At 42.4% G+C, this 20305-nt stretch carries 15 protein-coding genes; 6 read left to right on the top strand and 9 right to left on the bottom strand.

Annotated elements, in window-relative coordinates:
- Window positions 1-32: 32 nt before the first annotated feature.
- The gene (gene ssnA, locus DXB15_RS08400; protein ID WP_118702663.1) at window positions 33-1364 is read right to left on the bottom strand and encodes a putative aminohydrolase SsnA; all 1332 of its coding nucleotides are present in this window, start codon (window positions 1362-1364) and stop codon (window positions 33-35) included.
- A gap of 316 nt (window positions 1365-1680) precedes the next feature.
- On the opposite strand from ssnA, the gene DXB15_RS08395 reads away from it, so the two are divergent.
- The 6 genes from DXB15_RS08395 (at window position 1681) to DXB15_RS08370 (ending at window position 8358) form a co-directional block, all read left to right on the top strand.
- Window positions 1681-2331, top strand: coding sequence for a helix-turn-helix transcriptional regulator (locus DXB15_RS08395; RefSeq protein WP_118702662.1), 651 nt, complete (start codon window positions 1681-1683; stop codon window positions 2329-2331).
- A gap of 12 nt (window positions 2332-2343) precedes the next feature.
- Window positions 2344-3558, top strand: coding sequence for a diaminopropionate ammonia-lyase (gene dpaL, locus DXB15_RS08390; protein ID WP_118702661.1), 1215 nt, complete (start codon window positions 2344-2346; stop codon window positions 3556-3558).
- Window positions 3559-3636: 78 nt separating this feature from the next.
- On the top strand, window positions 3637-4947 hold the full coding sequence (locus DXB15_RS08385; protein ID WP_109214808.1) for a YgeY family selenium metabolism-linked hydrolase: 1311 nt from the start codon (window positions 3637-3639) through the stop codon (window positions 4945-4947).
- Window positions 4948-5073: 126 nt separating this feature from the next.
- Entirely contained in the window at window positions 5074-6267 is a 1194-nt protein-coding gene (gene ygeW / locus DXB15_RS08380) for a knotted carbamoyltransferase YgeW (protein ID WP_118702660.1), read from the top strand.
- A gap of 117 nt (window positions 6268-6384) precedes the next feature.
- Window positions 6385-7329, top strand: a complete 945-nt coding sequence (gene arcC / locus DXB15_RS08375) for a carbamate kinase (RefSeq protein WP_118702659.1) — start codon at window positions 6385-6387, stop codon at window positions 7327-7329.
- Window positions 7330-7731: 402 nt separating this feature from the next.
- Window positions 7732-8358, top strand: a complete 627-nt coding sequence (locus DXB15_RS08370) for a type II secretion system protein (protein WP_118702658.1) — start codon at window positions 7732-7734, stop codon at window positions 8356-8358.
- Window positions 8359-9041: 683 nt separating this feature from the next.
- Here the strand turns inward: DXB15_RS08370 and clpB are convergent.
- The 8 genes from clpB to DXB15_RS17705 all read right to left on the bottom strand — a co-directional run bounded on the left by clpB (window position 9042) and on the right by DXB15_RS17705 (window position 20031).
- Entirely contained in the window at window positions 9042-11624 is a 2583-nt protein-coding gene (clpB, locus tag DXB15_RS08365) for an ATP-dependent chaperone ClpB (RefSeq protein WP_109214812.1), read from the bottom strand.
- A gap of 393 nt (window positions 11625-12017) precedes the next feature.
- Window positions 12018-13907, bottom strand: coding sequence for a hybrid sensor histidine kinase/response regulator (locus DXB15_RS08360; RefSeq protein ID WP_118702657.1), 1890 nt, complete (start codon window positions 13905-13907; stop codon window positions 12018-12020).
- A 188-nt stretch (window positions 13908-14095) separates the two neighbouring features.
- Window positions 14096-17569: an InlB B-repeat-containing protein gene (locus tag DXB15_RS08355; protein WP_118702656.1), complete on the bottom strand. Its 3474-nt coding sequence runs from the start codon at window positions 17567-17569 to the stop codon at window positions 14096-14098.
- Between the two features lie 329 nt (window positions 17570-17898).
- Window positions 17899-18948 carry a DnaJ C-terminal domain-containing protein gene (locus tag DXB15_RS08350; protein ID WP_118702655.1) on the bottom strand — a complete coding sequence of 350 codons (1050 nt, stop codon included), beginning with the start codon at window positions 18946-18948 and terminating at the stop codon, window positions 17899-17901.
- 261 nt (window positions 18949-19209) lie between these two features.
- A complete protein-coding gene (locus DXB15_RS17580) occupies window positions 19210-19347 on the bottom strand; it encodes a hypothetical protein (RefSeq protein ID WP_243115616.1) in 138 nt (45 codons plus the stop codon).
- Window positions 19348-19392: 45 nt separating this feature from the next.
- Window positions 19393-19563: an HAD hydrolase family protein gene (locus tag DXB15_RS17575; protein WP_243115622.1), complete on the bottom strand. Its 171-nt coding sequence runs from the start codon at window positions 19561-19563 to the stop codon at window positions 19393-19395.
- Window positions 19542-19778 carry a hypothetical protein gene (locus tag DXB15_RS17570; protein WP_243115621.1) on the bottom strand — a complete coding sequence of 79 codons (237 nt, stop codon included), beginning with the start codon at window positions 19776-19778 and terminating at the stop codon, window positions 19542-19544. The genes DXB15_RS17575 and DXB15_RS17570 overlap by 22 nt, the downstream gene beginning before the upstream one ends.
- The gene (locus DXB15_RS17705) at window positions 19708-20031 is read right to left on the bottom strand and encodes a P-type ATPase (RefSeq protein ID WP_243115620.1); all 324 of its coding nucleotides are present in this window, start codon (window positions 20029-20031) and stop codon (window positions 19708-19710) included. Before DXB15_RS17705 ends, DXB15_RS17570 begins: the two co-directional genes overlap by 71 nt.
- Window positions 20032-20305: the final 274 nt, after the last annotated feature.

The following is a 20305-nucleotide window of genomic DNA, read 5'->3' as shown; positions in this document are numbered from 1 at the left end:
CAAAACCATACTGTCGGGAACCCACAATAAAATCATCCATTGATGCTGTGTGCCAGCTCTGCTGCTGCCTGTCTGCAATCTGCCATTGCTTTTGCCTCATCGATCACGGTCAGCTCACGGTCTTTCATCAGAACTTTTCCGTTACAGATGGTTGTCTGAGTCATGGCACCGTTGATACCGAATAACATATGGCTGTTGATATTGTCTGCGGTCAGTGGTGTCAGCGGATCATAAGCGACTACAACTACGTCTGCTGCTGCACCTTCTTTTAACACGCCAAGCGGAATGTTGAAATAGCGGTTTGCCATTTTTGCATTTCCTTCAAACAGCATTGCCGGAACTTCGCCCCAGGCAGCGTTTGCATCACATAAGGAATGTTTGTGCAGTACATTCGCCACCTTATAAGATTCAAACATATCGTGTGTATAACCGTCCGTTCCAAGTCCTGTCAGAATGCCTTTCTGGAAAATTCTCATGGTTGGCGGACATCCACAGGCATTTCCCATATTTGACTCCGGATTGTGCACTACCATCGTATCTGTCGCTTTCAGCAGATCCATCTCCTGCTCATTGACATAAATACAATGTGCGGTCATGGTCTGCGGGCCTAACAGATCGTGATCCATCAGTCTGTTTACGATTCTCTTTCCATATTTATGTAAGCAGTCATGCAGGTCTTCGATACCCTCTGCCACATGAATGTGTGCGCCTACGCCCTCCGGCATATTTTTGCGACACATCTCAAATGTTTTATCAGAGATTGTAAACTGTGCATGCATACCCATCATGGCTTTGATCATGTCATTGTTCTGCTGTGCGGCATATTTAATGAAGTCTGCATTTTCTTTTACGGAAGCTTTTGCTTTCTCCTCGCCGTCACGATCAGATACTTCATAACACAGACAGCTTCTTACGCCCATCTTCTCAGATGCTTCCGCAATTTTAAACAGGCTGCCTTCAATAGCACCGAAACTTGCATGATGATCAAATACGGTTGTCACACCGTTTTTGATACAATCTATATAAGTAGCGATAGCACTTAAGTATGTCTGCTCCAGTGTCAGGTGACGGTCAATCGTCCACCACAGTCCATCCAGAATATCTAAAAATCCGTTTGGGTTATATCCATTAATAGATAATCCTCTGGCAAATGCGCTGTAAATATGTTCATGCATATTAATAAGGGACGGCATGATGATCTGACCTTTTGCATCGATCAGCTCTGCCTGCGGATATTCGCTTCGCAGTGTCTCATAATCGCCTACCTTTACAATTCGTTCCCCGTCAAGGACAACACCACCATCTTTGATCAGAGGCTTGGTCTCATCTCTTGTGATCACGGTTCCTTTTCCTACCAGAATCATGTTTCTTCTCCTTTCATTCCCCGTGTAGTTTCTTATCATGTTTACAACTTTTCAAAAAACAAAAATATATCTCTTTCTATATAGAAGAAACAGGTAGATTCCTGCCTTTTTCCAAGTTGTTTTTCCCCGATTCACAACGGCTCTGTTTTTATTGACCGTTCAATCTAATATGATATTACCACACCCCAAAATTAAAAGCAATATTCTTTTCAAACTTTTTTTGTAAATACCTAAAAATATTTTTGATTTTAGTGTTGACATCTGAAAAAAATCTGATATGATGAGTACAGAAAGCAAAACAAAAGGAGACAGCAAAATGATGACACTGGAGCTTTTAAAACAACTGGCAAAAGCACTGGCTGTTCAGTTTGGAAATGACTGTGAAGTTGTGATTCATGACCTGACCCGCAAGAGTCTTCATAAATCCATCGTTTATATAGAAAACGGCCACATTACAAACAGAAAAACCGGTGACGGTCCTTCCAAAGTCGTATTGGAGACCATGAGAAAAGATCCATCCAAGATTTCCGATCATCTCGGTTATCTGACCAAAACAAACGATGGTAAAACATTAAAATCTTCTACGATTTTCGTTCGTGAAGAAGAAGGTGGACCAATCCAGTATATCCTTGCCATCAATTTTGACATTACCAATCTCCTGTATTTTCAGGATTCTGTCCGCTCACTCATCAGTGAGAGCGGCGAACCGGCGGTTTCTTCCTATCATAAGGAACCGGAAAGCATCTGCACCAACGTGGCAGACCTGTTAGACGACCTGATCGTTCAGGCAGTTGCGATGGTCGGAAAACCTGCATCTCTGATGTCAAAGGATGAAAAAGTACAGGCCATTCAGTTCCTGAATAATACCGGTGCTTTCCTTATTACCAAATCGGGCGACAAAGTTTCCCAGTACTTCGGGATTTCAAAATATACTTTGTACAGCTACATCAAAGCAGATAAAAATTAGGAGGAGGTTTTTATGAAACAAATCAAATGGGTAAAAAACACAATGCCAAAAACCGATGACGCAAACCTTCCGGTTATGGCACTTGAAGAAGTTGAAAAAGCCCGCGCTTTCCACAAAACAATTCCGGGATATGAGAGAACACCTCTTGCACATCTGACTCACATGGCAGACCGCCTTGGCCTGAAAGATGTCTGTGTAAAAGATGAATCTTACCGTTTCGGTCTGAATGCATTCAAAGTGCTCGGTGGATCTTTCGCAATGGCAAAATACATTGCAAAACAGACTGGACGCGATATCTCAGAACTTGATTTTGAGACACTGACATCCGACAAACTCCGTGAGGAATTCGGACAGGCTACATTCTTTACCGCGACAGATGGTAACCATGGACGTGGTGTTGCATGGGCTGCAAACCGTTTAAAACAGAAAGCGGTTGTATTTATGCCGAAGGGTTCCACGCAGAACCGACTGAACCACATTCTTGCAGAGAACGCTACTGCTACCATCGAAGAAGTAAACTATGACGAATGTGTCCGCATGGCTGCTGCAGCTGCTGCAAAAGTAGAAAACGGTGTCGTTGTACAGGATACTGCATGGAAAGGTTATGAGGAAATCCCATCCTGGATCATGCAGGGATACGGAAGCATGGCCATGGAAGCAAATGAACAGCTTCATGAACTTGGCATCAAACGTCCGACACATGTATTTGTTCAGGCAGGTGTTGGTTCTTTAGCAGGTGGTGTACAGGGTTATTTCGCAAATCAGTATCCGGACAATCCTCCGATCGTCTGTGTAGTAGAAGCTGATACAGCTGCATGTCTGTACAAAGGTGCAGTTGCAGGCGATGGTGCAGAGTACAACGTAGAAGGCGATATGCCAACCATCATGGCTGGTCTTGCATGTGGTGAACCGAATACAACTTCCTGGGATATTCTGAAAAACCATGTATCTGTATTCGTTGCCGCTCCGGACTGGGTATCCGCAAAATCTATGCGTATGCTTGCAGCTCCGATCAAAGGCGATCCACAGGTAACATCCGGTGAATCAGGAGCCGTTACATTCGGAGTTTTAAATGAGATCATGACCAACCCGGAATACGCTGATCTGAAGGAAGCATTACAGTTAGATGAAAATTCACAGGTACTGCTCTTCTCCACTGAGGGAGATACAGATCCGGAACGTTATAAAGAGATCGTCTGGGACGGAAAAGATTATTTAGATGAATAATCAGATTTAAATTTTTTGAGTTATTTTTAGATTAACCAATCAATCTATTTCACATTATAGTATGGAGGTATTACTACTATGGATTACAACAAAATCAAAGCAACCGCTGAGAGCTACAAAGACGACATGACCAAATTCTTACGTGCCATCGTAAAGAATCCGGGCGAGAGCTGTGATGAGAAAGCTCATATCGAGACCATCGCTGCTGAGATGAAAAAACTGGACTTCGACGAAGTTGTCATCGATCCGCAGGGTAACGTCATCGGTTACATGGGAACAGGCGACAAGATCATCGCTTACGATGCACATATTGATACAGTAGGTATCGGAAACATTGAAAACTGGAACTTCGATCCATACGATGGATATGAAAACGACGAAGAGATCGGCGGACGTGGTGTATCTGATCAGTGTGGCGGTCTTGTATCTGCTACATACGGTGCTAAGATCATGAAAGACCTTGACCTGATTCCGGAAGGATGCAAGATCATGGTAGTCGGAACTGTTCAGGAAGAAGACTGTGATGGTCTTTGCTGGCAGTACATCATCAACGAAGATAAAATCCGTCCGGAATTCGTTGTTTCCACAGAGCCGACAGACGGCGGTATCTACCGTGGACAGCGTGGACGTATGGAAATCCGCGTAGATGTAAAAGGTATCTCCTGCCATGGTTCCGCTCCGGAGCGTGGAGACAACGCAATCTACAAAATGGCTGACATTCTTCAGGACATCCGTTCCTTAAATGAGAACGATGACGCTGACGAGACAGAGATCAAAGGTCTTGTAAAAATGCTCAACCCGAAATACAACAAAGATTGGGAAGAGGCACGTTTCCTTGGCCGCGGTACTGTAACCGTATCCCAGATCTTCTATACATCCCCAAGCCGTTGTGCAGTTGCTGACTCCTGTGCAATCTCCCTTGACCGTCGTATGACATTCGGAGAAACATGGGAAAGCTGCTTAGACGAGATCCGTGCACTTCCGAGCGTACAGAAATACGGCGATGACGTAAAAGTATCTATGTACAACTACGATCGTCCTTCCTACACAGGATGCGTATATGAGATTGAGTGCTACTTCCCGACATGGGCTATCCCGAAAGATCACAAAGTAACAAAATCTCTCGAGAACGCTTACAAAGCATTATACGGAGATCAGCGTATCGGTGCTGCTGAGACACTTGAAATGCGTCAGGCTCGTCCACTTACAGATAAATGGACATTCTCTACAAACGGCGTATCTATCATGGGTAGAAATAACATTCCTTGTATTGGTTTTGGACCGGGTGCTGAGGCTCAGGCTCATGCTCCAAACGAGAAAACATGGAAACAGGATCTGGTAACATGCGCAGCTGTATATGCAGCATTACCGAAAAATTACATGGAGTAAATTTCATTCATTATTTTTGTGAGGGATCCTTCCTGCATTGATTTCAGGAAGTTCCCTCCCTAAAACCAGATAACTCTAAATTTTAATATATCTCAACCGAATCTATTTTATAAGGAGAATACATAAATGAAAACATTACAGGATTACATCGACAAACTCAACAGCTTAAACTTCAAAGAAATGTACAACAACGATTTCTTCCTTACATGGGAGAAAACAGATGACGAGTTAGAGGCTGTTTTCACTATCGCTGACGCACTTCGTTTCATGCGTGAGAACAACATTTCCACAAAAGTATTTGAGAGCGGTCTTGGAATTTCCTTATTCCGTGATAACTCCACAAGAACACGTTTCTCTTTCGCTTCCGCATGTAACCTGCTTGGTCTGGAAGTTCAGGATCTGGACGAGGGCAAATCTCAGGTAGCTCATGGTGAGACTGTTCGTGAGACAGCTAACATGATCTCCTTCATGGCTGACGTTATCGGTATCCGTGACGATATGTACATCGGAAAAGGTAATGCTTACATGCACGAAGTATCTGACGCTGTAAAACAGGGTAACGCTGACGGCATCTTAGAGCAGCGCCCGACACTGGTAAACCTTCAGTGTGATATCGACCATCCGACACAGGCTATGGCAGATGCTCTTCACCTGATCCATGAATTCGGCGGTGTTGAGAACTTAAAAGGTAAAAAAGTTGCCATGACATGGGCTTACTCTCCTTCTTATGGTAAACCACTCTCCGTTCCGCAGGGTATCATCGGTCTGATGACACGTTTCGGTATGGACGTTGTACTTGCTCATCCGGAAGGATACGATGTAATGCCGGAAGTTGAGGAAGTTGCAAAAGCAAACGCTGAGAAATCAGGCGGTTCCTTCACAAAAGTAAACAGCATGGCTGAGGCTTTCAAAGATGCTGATATCGTATATCCGAAGAGCTGGGCTCCGTTCGCTGCTATGGAGAAACGTACAAACCTTTACGGTGAAGGCGATACAGAAGGAATCAAAGCACTTGAGAAAGAGCTTCTTGCTCAGAACGCAGAGCACAAAGACTGGTGCTGTACTGAAGAATTAATGAAAACAACAAAAGATGGCAAAGCATTATACTTACACTGCCTGCCAGCAGATATCAACGATGTAAGCTGCAAAGACGGCGAGGTTGAGGCTTCCGTATTCGATCGTTATCGTACACCGCTTTACAAAGAAGCAAGCTACAAACCATACATCATCGCTGCTATGATCTTCTTAAGCAAATTTGAGAATCCGCAGGAGATCTTAAAGAAATTAGAAGATCGCGCTGGAAAACGTATCTTTGAGTAATTAACTGAGCTGTATTTTGTGAGAGATTCTTCTTAGACTTTATTCAAGAGGAGTCTTTCACAGCTCTGATTTTTAAATTTTGATGTAATATACTAATCCATTTGGGGGTAACGAATCATGGGTAAAAAACGTATCGTCATTGCACTTGGCGGTAATGCCCTTGGAAAAAATCTTCCTGAACAGTACTTGGCTGTTCAGGAAACTTCCAGAGCAATCGCTGATCTGATCGAAGCCGGAAATGAAGTCATCATCTCCCACGGCAACGGTCCACAGGTTGGAATGATCAACAATGCAATGGCTGCATATTCCAAAACAGAACCTTCTCATCCGGCCATCACACCTCTCTCCGTTTGTGTGGCCATGAGTCAGGCATATATTGGTTACGATCTTCAGAATGCATTAAAAGAGGAATTATTAAACCGCGGCATCAAGAAAAATGTTGCCACGGTGATCACACAGGTTCGTGTGGATGAAAATGATCCTGCATTCGAGCATCCGACCAAACCAATCGGTCAGTTTATGACTAAAGAAGAAGCTGATGCCGCAGTAGCCAGCAGCGGTATTCAAGTCATGGAGGATGCGGGACGCGGCTATCGTCGTGTCGTTGCTTCTCCAAAACCGGCAGAAATTATTGAAATCGACACAGTCAAAGATCTCCTGAACGCAGGCGAAGTCGTCATCGCCAGCGGCGGCGGCGGTATCCCTGTGATCCGTCAGGGAAATCATTTAAAAGGTGTTGGAGCAGTTATCGATAAAGATTTCGCAAGCTGTCTCCTTGCACAGCAGTTAAATGCTGATTTTCTGATCATTCTGACTGCAGTCGAGAAAGTAGCACTCCGCTTCGGTACTCCGGAAGAGACATGGCTGGATGATATTACAGTCGATGAAGCAAAACAGTACATGGAAGAAGGGCATTTCGCACCGGGCTCCATGCTTCCGAAAGTTCAGGCAGGTGTAGAATTTGCCGAGTCTGGCGAGGGACGTACCGCCCTCATCACCCTTTTGCAGAAAGCAAAAGACGGTGTCAACGGTGCAACAGGAACACGTATAATCAAGAAGTAAAAATTTTTTAGTTTGTTATTTGATTGATTATTCGATAAAACTTTTTTTAACATTTTCCCTCTATTTTTACAATATACAAAGCAAAGAAAGAGCTCCGATCCTAACCAAATCGGAGCTCTTTCGTATTCTTCTTTGATGGCATCCAGTTTTGTCGGAATTCCAACATCAGCAGAAAGCTCCCAGAAAAAGGGACTAAAAAATATATCAGCAACAGAAAGATCACAAAAAAACGCCAGAGCCGGCATTTGCCAGAACTGGCGTTTTTTTAGCTGTGGACTTATTTTACAGCCCCTTTCTTTTTATTTATAGAAATATTACATTTATTGTGATATGATAATTATAAATATCGTAAATTAATGTTATTGATGGGTAGCAATCCCAGAAAAAGAAAGGAGTTCGATAATGTCAAAACTGAAAGCCAAAAAAGGTTTTACACTGGTAGAACTTATTGTTGTTCTTGTTATTATAGCGGTTCTTGCTGCATTACTCATCCCGGCACTGACCGGATATATTGACAAATCAAAAGCGAGAGCAATTGAATCTGAAGCAAAAGGGATCTGGACGGCAGCACAATCTGCCGCTTCTGAATACTATGGTTTGAATATTGATGAGAAAAGTATGGAAAATGCATTGACCAATTCTTGTACGATTGATGGTATAACTTACACAAAATGTCTTGGTCGTATATCAAATGCAACATTTTCTGATGAGCAAAGGTACTGGCATAAAAATCCAACAACTGCCAGTCAGTTGATAGCCCAGCAAGTCCTGATCTATTTAGACAGTCAGACCAAAAATAATTCCCAATATAGTTTCGGAAATAGCAATGTTCCAACCTCTGGTGCGACATTGGACAACAGTATTAAAAACAATTTTGGATCCAATCCTCCAAAAAATGCCGTATTTATTCAAATTTTTTATGACGAAAACTGCAAGGTTCTTGCCATAAATTTTGGCAAAGATGGTTACTTGGTGACTATGACAGCCGGTCATTCTCCAATTTGTGAAAAAAACGGTAAAATTCTCTAATTATACGGGGCTGTAAAAAAACTCCCCTAACAGAAAATCGCCCAGACCGTGAGGTCAATGGCATTAAGTTAAGAAAATCTCGCATCACACATAGTGTGATGTGGGATTTTTTTATGGAAAAGTATTGACATGTCAATCAAAAAATGATCTTGTCATTACTATCAAAGGGACAACTTTAACAAACGAATTGTTAAGGCAGTTCGGATGTGATGCATCAACTGCAACATCATCCGCATTTGTACAGCAACGAAAGAAAATACTTCCGCTTGCACTCGAAAAACTTTTTCTAGATTTTGTTTCTCAAACTTCTCAAAATGATACATATAAGGGATATAGACTTCTAGCTGTTGATGTCCATCGTAAAAATCTCCTTTGAAATGAAATAAATAGTACTGTCACATTTCATAAAGAAGCGGTGGACGGATAAAAAATAAGATATGTAGTTGTTGAGTTTAAAAATCCATGGTAAACTAATCATAGCAGTTCTTGTGAATATGTGATTGTTTTGTGTGGTAACTTAACAATACAACATATATACAAAAACTGCTATTTTTTTATGAAAAAAGTAGTGATTTCACGTACCTGGGGCTAGCCGTCGCGCCAGCGACTTGGTATAATAGACGAAAAAAGAGACTCAGCTCAGTTATTACAACTAAGCTAAGTCTCTTAATTCTATTTTTGAATTATTTTACACGTGCTGTCAGATGATCTCCATCTACATCAATGAGAATCACATCATTTGCATGTACCTCATCGGCAAGGATCAGTTTTGCAGATAATGTCTCCACATGTTTCTGCAGGAATCGTTTCAATGGTCTTGCACCATAGATTGGGTCATAACCATGCTCTACGATAAAGCTCTCTGCTGCCGGTGTCAGTTCTACGGAAATCTCACGGTCTTCCAGACGTTTGTTCAACTGATTCATCAGCAGATGAATGATATTTCCGATGTTGTCCTTGGTCAGCGGCTTGAACATGATGATCTCGTCCAGACGGTTTAAGAACTCCGGTCTGAAGTTGCCACGCAGCTCATTCATAACCCGTTCTTCTGCTTCCGGATTAATATCGCCGTTCTCATCGATGCCTTCCAGCAGATGCGCAGATCCAAGGTTGGATGTCATAATGATGATGGTGTTCTTGAAGTCTACGGTACGTCCCTGGGAATCCGTGATACGACCGTCATCCAATACCTGTAACAGTACGTTAAATACATCCGGATGGGCTTTTTCTACCTCATCAAACAGGACTACAGAATATGGTTTTCTACGAACGGCCTCAGTCAGCTGACCACCTTCATCGTAACCTACATATCCTGGAGGTGCTCCGATCAGTCTGGATACGGAGTATTTCTCCATGTATTCACTCATATCAAGTCGAACCATGTTGGATTCATCGTCAAACAGGCTTGCGGCCAGTGCCTTTGCCAGCTCGGTTTTACCAACACCAGTTGGTCCAAGAAACAGGAAAGAACCGATCGGTTTGCTCGGATCTTTGATTCCGGCTTTGGAACGAATGATCGCTTCGGTAACTTTTGTGACGCCCTCATCCTGTCCGATGACACGTTTGTGCAGTTCTTCGTCCAGATGCAAGGTTTTGTTACGTTCACTCTCGGTCAGTTTTGCAACCGGGATACCTGTCCAGCGGGAAATGATTCTTGCGATTTCATCCTCGCTGACGCTCTCATGAACCAGTGACATATCTTTATTTTTCACGATTTCTTCTTCGTGAGCTAATTCTTTCTCCAGCTGTGGTTTCTTGCCATACTGCAGTTCTGCTGCTTTTTCCAGATCGTAATTCTGCTGTGCAGTCTGAATTTCTTTATTCAGGCTTTCCAGTTCCTCACGTAATTTCTGTACACGCTCAACAGCTTTCTTCTCATTGTCCCACTGTGCTTTCTTTGTCTGGAACTCGCTGCGCAGTTCTGCCAGCTCTTTCTGAAGATTCTCCAGACGCTCTTTGCTCAGATTGTCTTCCTCTTTCTTCAGCGCAGTTTCCTCGATCTCCAGCTGCATTACTTTACGGTTCAGCTCATCCAGCTCTGTCGGCATGGAATCAAGTTCTGTCTTGATCAATGCGCACGCCTCATCCACCAGATCGATGGCTTTGTCCGGCAGGAAACGGTCGGAAATATAACGGTTGGACAGTACGGCTGCGGAAACCAGCGCACCATCTGTAATTTTTACGCCATGGAATACTTCGTAACGCTCTTTCAAGCCACGCAAAATGGAAATAGTATCTTCTACGGTCGGCTCGTCTACCATAACCGGCTGGAAACGACGCTCCAGAGCGGCATCTTTTTCGATATATTCACGGTACTCATCCAGTGTAGTAGCACCGATACAATGTAATTCACCTCTTGCCAGCATTGGTTTTAACATGTTGCCGGCATCCATAGCTCCGTCTGTTTTTCCTGCGCCAACGATGGTATGAAGTTCATCGATAAACAGGATGATCTTGCCTTCGCTCTTCTTTACCTCGTCCAATACGGCTTTCAGACGTTCCTCAAATTCGCCTCTGTATTTTGCACCTGCAACCAGTGCTCCCATATCAAGGGCAAATAATTTCTTGTCTTTCAGTCCTTCCGGTACATCACCGCGAACAATACGCTGTGCCAGACCTTCGACAACGGCAGTTTTACCAACACCAGGTTCACCGATCAGAACCGGGTTGTTTTTTGTTTTTCTGGAAAGGATACGAACCACGTTTCGGATCTCGCTGTCACGGCCGATGACCGGATCCAGTTTCTGATCTCTTGCACGCTCTACCATATCGTAACCATATTTTTCCAATGTATCATAAGTAGCTTCCGGATTGTCACTTACGACTCTCTGGTTGCCACGGACGGTGGATAATACCTGAAGGAATCTGTCTCTTGTGATTCCATACTCACGGAAGATTTCTTTGATCGCCGGGTTCGGGTAACGGATCATGCTCAGGAACAGATGCTCTACGGATACATACTCATCGCCCATCTGCTTTGCTTCGTCCTCAGCACTGATCAGCACTTTATTCAGTTGCTGACCGACATAAACCTGTCCGCCGGAAACTTTCACTCTCTTTGCCAGATGATCCTCAGCATTGTTCATGAAATGCTGTTTGTTGATCTCCATTTTCTCGATCAGCATCGGGATCAGACCGTCTTCCTGTCTCATCAGGGCTACCAGCAGATGTTCCTGCTCGATTTCCTGATTGCCATATTCATAAGCTAATTTCTCGCAATCCTGGATTGCCTGCATTGATTTCTGTGTAAATTTCTGGATATTCATAAAAACCCCTCCTTTCCGGGTGTTTCTACTTTTCTTAATTATTATGTTCTACTTGTTGTATAACGCTTTTCCTTGCGTTAAGTATGTTATATCACATGTTATTAGCCACGTCAAGCATTGAGTGCTAATTTATCTTAAAATTTTTCTTCCTTAATTATATAACAATTATATAACGGAAGATAATGAAAGCGGGCACAGATTATTTTGTCTTTCATGCTAACAATCGCATTTCAAGAAAAAATAATCTGCACCCGCTATTTTCGTTACAACCAAAAACCTGATTTTCTGTTTCTAATTTCAATGTTACCACTTCCAAAAGTTTCAATCAGATTCATTTAAAATATTCTCTATCATTTGAAATACTAAATTAGCACCACAAAATAAGTTTTTTCATTACTTCAAAATCTCTGCCAATGTTTCTTTTATTTTTGACGCATCAATTGGTTTCGCAATATGCCCGTTCATTCCGGCTTCAAACGCCTTTTTCCGATCTTCCGCAAAGGCATTCGCCGTCATGGCCACAATTGGAATTCCGGACTTGCCGACATCCGGCAAATGCCGGATGATCGATGCCGCCTTATAGCCGTCCATATTCGGCATCTGAATATCCATCAGGATCAGATCATAAGTTCCTGTCGGTTCTTTTTCCAGTTTATCCACGCAGCAAATGCCATCTTCTACGCGATCTACGGAAAATCCCATTTCCTCCAGCAATAAGATTGCGATTTCTGCATTCAGATCATTGTCTTCTGCCAGAAGAATATGTTTTCCGGAAAATTCCACTTTTTCATTGGCTTCGTTTGATGCTTTTTTCGCGTAATATTCCGGTGGAGCTATTTTATGCGGAATGGTCACTGTAAATTTTGTTCCTTTTCCCAGTTCGCTTTCAACCGTAACAGAGCCATCCATCAGATCTACCAGACTTTTGACAATTGCCATACCAAGTCCTGTTCCTACTACTTTTGCACTGGTCGTATCCCGCTCTCTGGTAAATGAGTCAAACAAATGCGGTAAAAACTCTCTGCTCATTCCAATGCCGTTATCTTCTACCACCGTCCGGATCTTGATATATCCCTCTCTCTCATCGGGCAATTCATCTGTTGTAATCGTTATCGTTCCACCCGGAGGGGTATATTTTACCGCATTACCGATAATATTGGTAAGAACTTCCTGCATCTTTGTTTTGTCACATATAATATCCGGATGCTGCACATTCACATAATGTTCAATCGTCAGATTCTTTTTCTGTGATTCCATTTCAAACACGCTGCAGACACCACTCACAATATTTCCGGTCTCACTGTAATTCTCATCTAATTCCATCTCACCGCTTTCAATCCGCGCCATATCAAGGACATTATTGATAATGGAAAGAAGGACATTGCCCGACTGCTCGATCATCTCCTGATAATGCTGCATTTCCGGATCTGATATATGACCACGCATCAGCTTTGAATATCCTAAAATTGCATTCATCGGTGTACGGATATCATGGGACATGTTGAGCAGAAACCTTGTCTTTGCCGCATTTGCCGCATCTGCTGCAGCCGCTGTTTCTTCCAGTTTTTTCTGCTGGATCAGATCTTTTTCGTTTTGTTTGCGCATCCACCGGTACATAAATATGATGATCAGCACAATTACAAACGCTGCAACCACCGCTGCCTTAAACACAATGTTGTTTATTTTTTCCAGAAACAGATAGGACGATTCCATATCCATTTCAATACAAAGCGCACCAATAATCTCATTCGTTTCAGCATCCCGCACCGGATAACAGGCGGTAAATATATGTCCCCAGGTGGTATCCACGATATCCTGTGAATAAACATTCTCACCCTCTAAAGCCACTTCAATGTATGGAATCATCTCATCCTCAATATAAGTTCCCGGATAGGCAAAATCGTCCGCATCAAGATCCAGTCCATCCACCAGATAGATCAGCTTTCCCTCACTGTTTCGTTTTGCCGTATACAGATATCTGGTAGAATTCAATGTCCGCAATTCGTTCAGTCTCTGCTGAAGCTCCTGATAACGCGGGGTATCCATATCCGCCTTGGTATTGATCTCATCGTAATCCGCCTTATTGAACCGGTCTGATACCAGCGTATGGATTGCATCCGAACATTCGATATCACGTTCCACTGCCGCTTCCAATGTGTTTGTCTTATAATTTTTCTGCAAAATCAATGTATATACTGCCACAAATAAAGCTGCCAGTAAAAATATCAGCACAAACCTTCCCAGATAAACATTTGCATTCTTCTTTTGCTGAGAATTTTCCATACGTCCTCCCTTTCACAATACCTTATCGTAAAATAAAGAAATAACTCCGCAACATGATACCCTATTGTATCATGCCGCAGAGTTAATTTCAAATTTCAATCACGCAATTTCCAGTCATGAAAATATTTCCGTTACAGTTCACGCAAAATGTCATTTATGAAAATATTATGATGTACAACTGTCTTTTTCTAGCCGCGTTTCTTTACAGCATACATTGTAGTTGTCAGAGCACCGCCTGCGATCGCAAGCATTACAAACCACAGAACCATTGCACTGGTATCTGCTGTCTTCGGAGCTTTCGCTGCAGATGTATTATTTGCAGTAGCAGCTGTTGTTTTATTAACCGTCTGATTTGTTTTGTTGGAAGCTGCTGAGCCATTTCCGTTCGTTTTGTTATTGTTTACAGTCTGATTCTTGTTCTGATCTGTATTGGTATTTCCATTGTTATTAGATCCATTGTTATTGCCTGCAGTGGAGTTATTGCCATTGTCAGATCCATTGTTATTAGAACCGTTATTATTGTTATCGGAATTGTTCTGTTTTACAGTGAATACAAATTTTCCTGTAGAACCTGCATAATTTCCAATACCAGTTACAAAAATTGTATACTCACCGGCTTTTACAAACTTCGCACCTGCAAAATCAGCAGTATTGCTATCGCTTCCATATGTATAAGATACGGTATAGTCAACGCCTTCTGTCAGAACGGTATCACCGTCTTTAACTGTCAGAGTCGGTGTCTTGCTCTGTCCGTCATAAATTGCAGAATCAGAATCTGCTGCAACATCAAATGTCATCTGTTTCGGTTCAATTGTGAATGTTTTTGTTGCTGTTCCGTAATACTCACCCATACCTGTTACCGTTACAGTGTAGTCACCAGCATTTACATATTCATCTGCTGCACTTCTCTGTGCCGGCTGTGTATAAGTAACGAAATAATCAACGTCCTCTGTCAAAACTTTTTCTGTATCAGCCGCATCAGTAACTTTAACAACCGGTTTTAAAACTTCTCCGTTGTAAACCTGACTCTCGATATCAACAACATTGATAAGTTTTGTTACCTCAGGAGTTTCAAATTTATCCAATGGTGGCTGAGCGTCAATACCAGTCTTCCAGTACAGTTCTGCAAGTGGATCATTCTCAGTTGCCCCCATCACAGTACCGTCTTCCATATGACGATATTGTCCTGTCACTTTAATGGTTCCTTCTGTTGCTTTTCCAGCTTCTGCTTTGTTTGACTCATTTGCTGTTGCACCCTGTAAAAATGCAGATTTTGTAGCAATGGTACCATTTCCGGTTACAGCGTTTCCGCCATTTCCCCAGAGTACATCACCACCGATTGCTGTTACTTTTCCATTTCCATCAATCGTTGCATTGTCAAGATCGATTGCTACACCGCCCTCTCTGTAAAGCAGTGTCTTTCCGCTTCCGCCGTAAGCTACCAGCTGTGAACCATCTTCCAGATGAAGTGTTCCGTTTGATACGCGTAATGCAGTCTGACCGATCTCATTTCCTGCGTCATCACCTTCGATGTATACGTTTCCTTTGATCGTTACGTTTCCTGTAACAGTTACTACTGGCTCAGACGTTGTACGATCTGTAAGATTTCCATTTGCTAGATAGTTCGCATGAGAATAAATTGCTGCGTTTTCAAGTGTTGCACCATCCTCTAAACGAAGCTGTCCACAGATAGAAGCACCTACTTTAAATTCTTCGTCATAAGCACTATAGTTCATGGAGAATGTTCCGCCATCTTTTACTTCAATGATACCCTGAACAACAGAATCATCTAATGTCAGTTTTCCACCTTTTTCAACAACGATACGAACGCTGCTGAGAATTTCCATATTTGTGATTGTCAGATCACAGCCATCCGGAATGTAAAGTGTCTGAGGAATATTTCCTTTTTCAACTTCTTTCCAGGCAAGATCATAACCAAGGTAACCGTAAGTACCACTTACCTGAGAACCAAACCATGCTTCCAGATCAGCAGGAACACGAACGCTCTCATCTTCTCCGTCTACATTGCTGCCAAAATTGCTAATTGCCCATGGCTCCATGATATCCCATGCATATTTGCCATTTGCATACTGTTTAAAGTTTTCTTTTACCAGCTGATCCGCAAGTTTTTCTTCGCCGGAATATACGTTAAACTGTAAGGTATTACTTGTTGCAGTACGTCCCTGCATATCTGTGATAGATACAGAAACCAGATATTTTCCCGGATCCTTTGGTGTTCCGCTAAGGCTCAGCGCACTGCTGATTGTCATATAAACACCCTGCATTCCGCTGTCACTGTCTGCGCTTGTACCTTTGTCTGTATCCGGTACAATGTTAACTGTGCATTTTTTACCATCCAGATTAATGTTTGACATGTTGTCAAGCTCTTTCCAGTCACTGTCTGTCGGCTCTGTGCCTTTCTTCACCAATGCACCGTAAACGGTTACGTCACTGTTTTTGTTGGAAGAAGAACCACCGGTACTTGCACTTGATACAGTATCATAATTTGTCTGACCTTTGATTGCACTGTCAAATGTGCCTGCGATTTTTACATAAAGCTGATACGGATCGCCCTGTCCGTCATCTTCAACCAGAGATGCTTTTCCGCTTGGATCTACGACAAATTTCATAGTCAGATCTTCGTATCCATCTGCTGTGATTGTGATCACATCTCCACTTTTCAGAACAGCTGCATCATCGCTGGAACTGAAATTTGTCTCAGCAAACAGCAGTTTATTATCAGATGTATTTTGGTAATACTGACCACCATATATGAAACTTGCATAGCTTGCTTTTTTCCAGGTTTCACCATTTACTTTTACTTCTGTAATATCTTCTACATATCCATCTGCATTTGCAAAAGATACATTCCAGTTTCTATTGAAACTATCAAGAGAAATACTTACCTGATCAAGATTAATCTTGATTGGAGCTGCTTTCTTAAATATAGCTGTTACAGTTACATTTTCAGCCGGCATGGTAAAAGTATATTCGTTATCGGATTTTTTTGTTGTATCAACAGTTGTTCCTCTCTCACCTTTTACGGTAAGTGTATCCAGCTCATAATGTTTGTTCGGTGTAGTTGTTACTGTAACAGTATCACCAGCTTTCAGACTACTTGTTTTGTCTAAAGTAACTTTGCCGTTTTCAGCTGAATCTGCTGTTGCGGAATAAGTTTTCTCAGCTGGAGTAGAGTCTTTTACTACTGTTGCTGTGTAAACATCACTATAAGATACTGTCGTTTTTGTAATCTCTACAGTAAGATCTTTGTATCCATTTGCTGTAAATTTTACTGTTAATGGGTATGATACATTATCAGCATTTGCAATTCTGAATGCTGTATAGCTGCCATATGCTCCCGTCACACTTCCAATATCCCAGATTCCAGTATCACTGCCAAATGAACTAATTGTTTTATTTTTGTATACGGTATCATTTACAGTTACACTGTCGATTGCATTCATCCATGTGGTATCCTCAAATTCAAGATTGAGAATCTCAGTCCACAATCCACTTTTTATGCAGGATTTCACCTCTGTCGGTGCATCCTTGCTTCCACTTCTCGTTGTCCCCTCTGCCGCCATCGCCGGTGTAACCACCATAGACAGCATCAATAATACTGACAGGAACAGCGATGCCATTTTCTTCCAAGTCTTTTTCATTTGCTCCTCCTTTTTTCCTAATCTTTGTTCCTCTTAGTTAACATTAGTTCTTTTAAGCTAACACCATGAAATACTATCAAACTCATGGTAGTTGTGTCAACCCAAAATATTCCATTTTTTCGTCGTTGAAAAATCTTTATCAAAAGTCAAAAAAAGAGACAGGCACTTTTCATTAAAAAGCACTTGTCTCTCATTTTTATGCGTAAAGCGGACATTCGCAATCCGCTTTCACTACTTGCTCATGAACGCAGTCACTTTGTACACTCAAAATGGGGAATATTTATTCTGCGTTCACATCCTTAATTACATAAATTCAGTTTTTCATTGCATCAGCATGCTTTCGCAAACTCTTTTAATTTTTCCTTTGCGGTCTCATTCAGGTTCTTCGGTACCTGAATCTGAACTACTGCATACTCATCTCCATGCACAGATCTGTCTTTCATTGACACAATACCTTTGCCTTTCAAACGGATCTTGCTGCCGGACTGTGTACCCGGACGGATCTTGCAGATCACATTGCCATTCAGCGTCGGCACTACAGCTTCGCCGCCCAAAACAGCTGTCGTAAACGGAATCGAAATGTTTGTATACACATCCATTCCTTTTCGTTCAAATCCGGCTCTGTCTCCTACTTTTACTTTCAACAGGAGATCTCCGGCTTCTCCACCGCTGAATCCCGGATTTCCTTTTCCTTTCAGACGTACCGTTTTACCGGTATCGATTCCTGCCGGAATTGTTACTTTCAACGACTGAACCTGACCATTTTCGTCTTTCAGATGAATCATTTTCTCACAACCAAATGCCGCATCATCAAAACTTACGGTTACATCGGCATGGATGTCGCTGCCTTTCTGACGGAACTGACCACCATGGAAGCCGCCTCCCTGACCAAATCCGCCAAAGTGACTGCCCTGTCCGAAGCCATCTGCACCGGAACCATTGCTGTAGTACTGGTGGAAGCCGCCATTTCCATCGCTGTGGAAACTGTAGCTTCTGTGTCCTCCGGATGAACCGCCATGGAACATATCTCCAAAGATATCTCCGAAAATATCTCCCATATCCTGTCCGTTAAAATGGAATTCCTGATAACCGCCATTCTGTGCGCCGCCTGCATTGCCATATCCGTAAGCGCCACCTTCCGGCATGCTTCCGTCAAAAGCCGCATGACCGAACTGATCATACAGTTTTCTCTTTTCCGGATCACTTAAGATTGAATACGCTTCCGTTACCTCCTTAAATTTCTGTTCTGCAGTCGGATCACCGGCATTTGTATCCGGATGATATTTTTTTGCAAGTTTTCGATATGCTTTCTTTATTGCTGTGGCATCTGCATTTTTTGCAACGCCAAGTAATTCATAATAATCCTGTTTTGCTGCCATACAAATCACCATCCATTTCTGTTATTTACTATGTATGATCCAGTAGATTTCTGCTTCTATTTTTCTTTATCGTTCATTATTCTGTGAACTTTCTTGTAAAATTTTCCATATAAAATAGAAACTCTCATTGGATATAATAATTCCCCGGGAAACTCCCGGGGAAACATCGTTATCTGAATCATTCTCTACCGGTTTTCCCGGTTTTATTTGTTCTATCTGTAATATAACATTAGTGTCGTTGTATGTCAACAAGTTTTTTATTTATTTTCGCTTCCAATTCAGCAGCAATGCAGAATTGATAATAACCAGCACCGATCCGGCATTATGTACCAGCGCACCTGCAACCGGATTTAAGATACCAAGGATTGCCAGTGTAATCGCAAGAAAGTTTAATCCCATGGAAAAACTCATATTGCACTTGATCGTGATCATCATTCGTTTGGATCATGCTACCAGATGTGGCAATTCTTTGACTTCATCATCCACCAGCGCAATATCCGCTGCATCCACTGCAATGTCACTTCCAACACCACCCATGGCAATTCCGACATCTGCACGTTTCAGGGCAGGCGAATCATTGACGCCATCACCAATCATGCAGACTTTATGGTACATCCCTGCTGTAAATACTCCTTTGCCTCCGCGCACATTGTCATAAGTGCAATTTCTTCCACACCGGATTCCTGCATCAGTTCTTCATTTCCTGCCAAGAGCATTTTTCCGTTGATCACTGCGCTGACACCGCGTCCCGGAAGCATTTCAAACGTTTCTGCTGCCGGCAGATTTTTCTGACAGGACTCTTTGTAACAACTTACTACTGCTTTTCCCAATGGATGCTCTGACCAGAAAACCGTGCTTTGTTGCATTTCCAATCGCTGCCATGATTGCCGTCGGTGTCGCAAGTACCAGCGCACACGGACAAAATACAACCAGAATCGTTACCGTACGGATCAGTTCTCCTGAAATGATACAAATAAATGTTGCTACGGAAAGTGCGATCACCACGATCCAGGTTGCCCATCGGTCTGCGATACCCACAATTTTGGTTTTTCCTGCATCTGCGGACTGTACCAGTTGGATCATTCGCTGAATGGAACTGTCTTTTCCAACTTTCGTCGCCTGCTTCCAGAATAATCGGCACACCACATAAAATAATGGAAATCCATGCCAGATCAAATGGCAATGGAGATACGTGAAAAATGCTGAGCAACAGTGCGATTCCACCGATGACCAGCAACGTAATATCTTTTTTAATGCCGCCTAATTCCAGAAATTCTTCTAATTTCTTCATTGCTTTTTTCATTTTTATATCCATTCCTTTCGCGCTGCTCAAGGCACAAAACGTCATGAAAAAAAC

Origin of the sequence: Roseburia sp. OM02-15, assembly GCF_003481835.1 — a bacterium.
GTDB lineage: Bacteria > Bacillota > Clostridia > Lachnospirales > Lachnospiraceae > Eubacterium_I > Eubacterium_I ramulus_A.
This window is presented reverse-complemented; position numbering and strand designations above follow the sequence as displayed.

Bases quoted from the DNA above. Each gene is read 5' to 3' on its own strand.
- ygeW (WP_118702660.1), top strand. From the start codon at position 5,074: ATGAAAACATTACAGGATTACATCGACAAACTCAACAGCTTAAACTTC.
- DXB15_RS17575 (WP_243115622.1), bottom strand. From the start codon at position 19,563: ATGTACCATAAAGTCTGCATGATTGGTGATGGCGTCAATGATTCGCCT.
- DXB15_RS08355 (WP_118702656.1), bottom strand. From the start codon at position 17,569: ATGAAAAAGACTTGGAAGAAAATGGCATCGCTGTTCCTGTCAGTATTA.
- DXB15_RS08385 (WP_109214808.1), top strand. From the start codon at position 3,637: ATGGATTACAACAAAATCAAAGCAACCGCTGAGAGCTACAAAGACGAC.
- DXB15_RS17580 (WP_243115616.1), bottom strand. From the start codon at position 19,347: ATGGGATTAAACTTTCTTGCGATTACACTGGCAATCCTTGGTATCTTA.
- arcC (WP_118702659.1), top strand. From the start codon at position 6,385: ATGGGTAAAAAACGTATCGTCATTGCACTTGGCGGTAATGCCCTTGGA.
- DXB15_RS17705 (WP_243115620.1), bottom strand. From the start codon at position 20,031: ATGATCCAACTGGTACAGTCCGCAGATGCAGGAAAAACCAAAATTGTG.
- DXB15_RS08370 (WP_118702658.1), top strand. From the start codon at position 7,732: ATGTCAAAACTGAAAGCCAAAAAAGGTTTTACACTGGTAGAACTTATT.
- DXB15_RS08360 (WP_118702657.1), bottom strand. From the start codon at position 13,907: ATGGAAAATTCTCAGCAAAAGAAGAATGCAAATGTTTATCTGGGAAGG.
- DXB15_RS08395 (WP_118702662.1), top strand. From the start codon at position 1,681: ATGATGACACTGGAGCTTTTAAAACAACTGGCAAAAGCACTGGCTGTT.
- dpaL (WP_118702661.1), top strand. From the start codon at position 2,344: ATGAAACAAATCAAATGGGTAAAAAACACAATGCCAAAAACCGATGAC.
- clpB (WP_109214812.1), bottom strand. From the start codon at position 11,624: ATGAATATCCAGAAATTTACACAGAAATCAATGCAGGCAATCCAGGAT.
- ssnA (WP_118702663.1), bottom strand. From the start codon at position 1,364: ATGATTCTGGTAGGAAAAGGAACCGTGATCACAAGAGATGAGACCAAG.
- DXB15_RS08350 (WP_118702655.1), bottom strand. From the start codon at position 18,948: ATGGCAGCAAAACAGGATTATTATGAATTACTTGGCGTTGCAAAAAAT.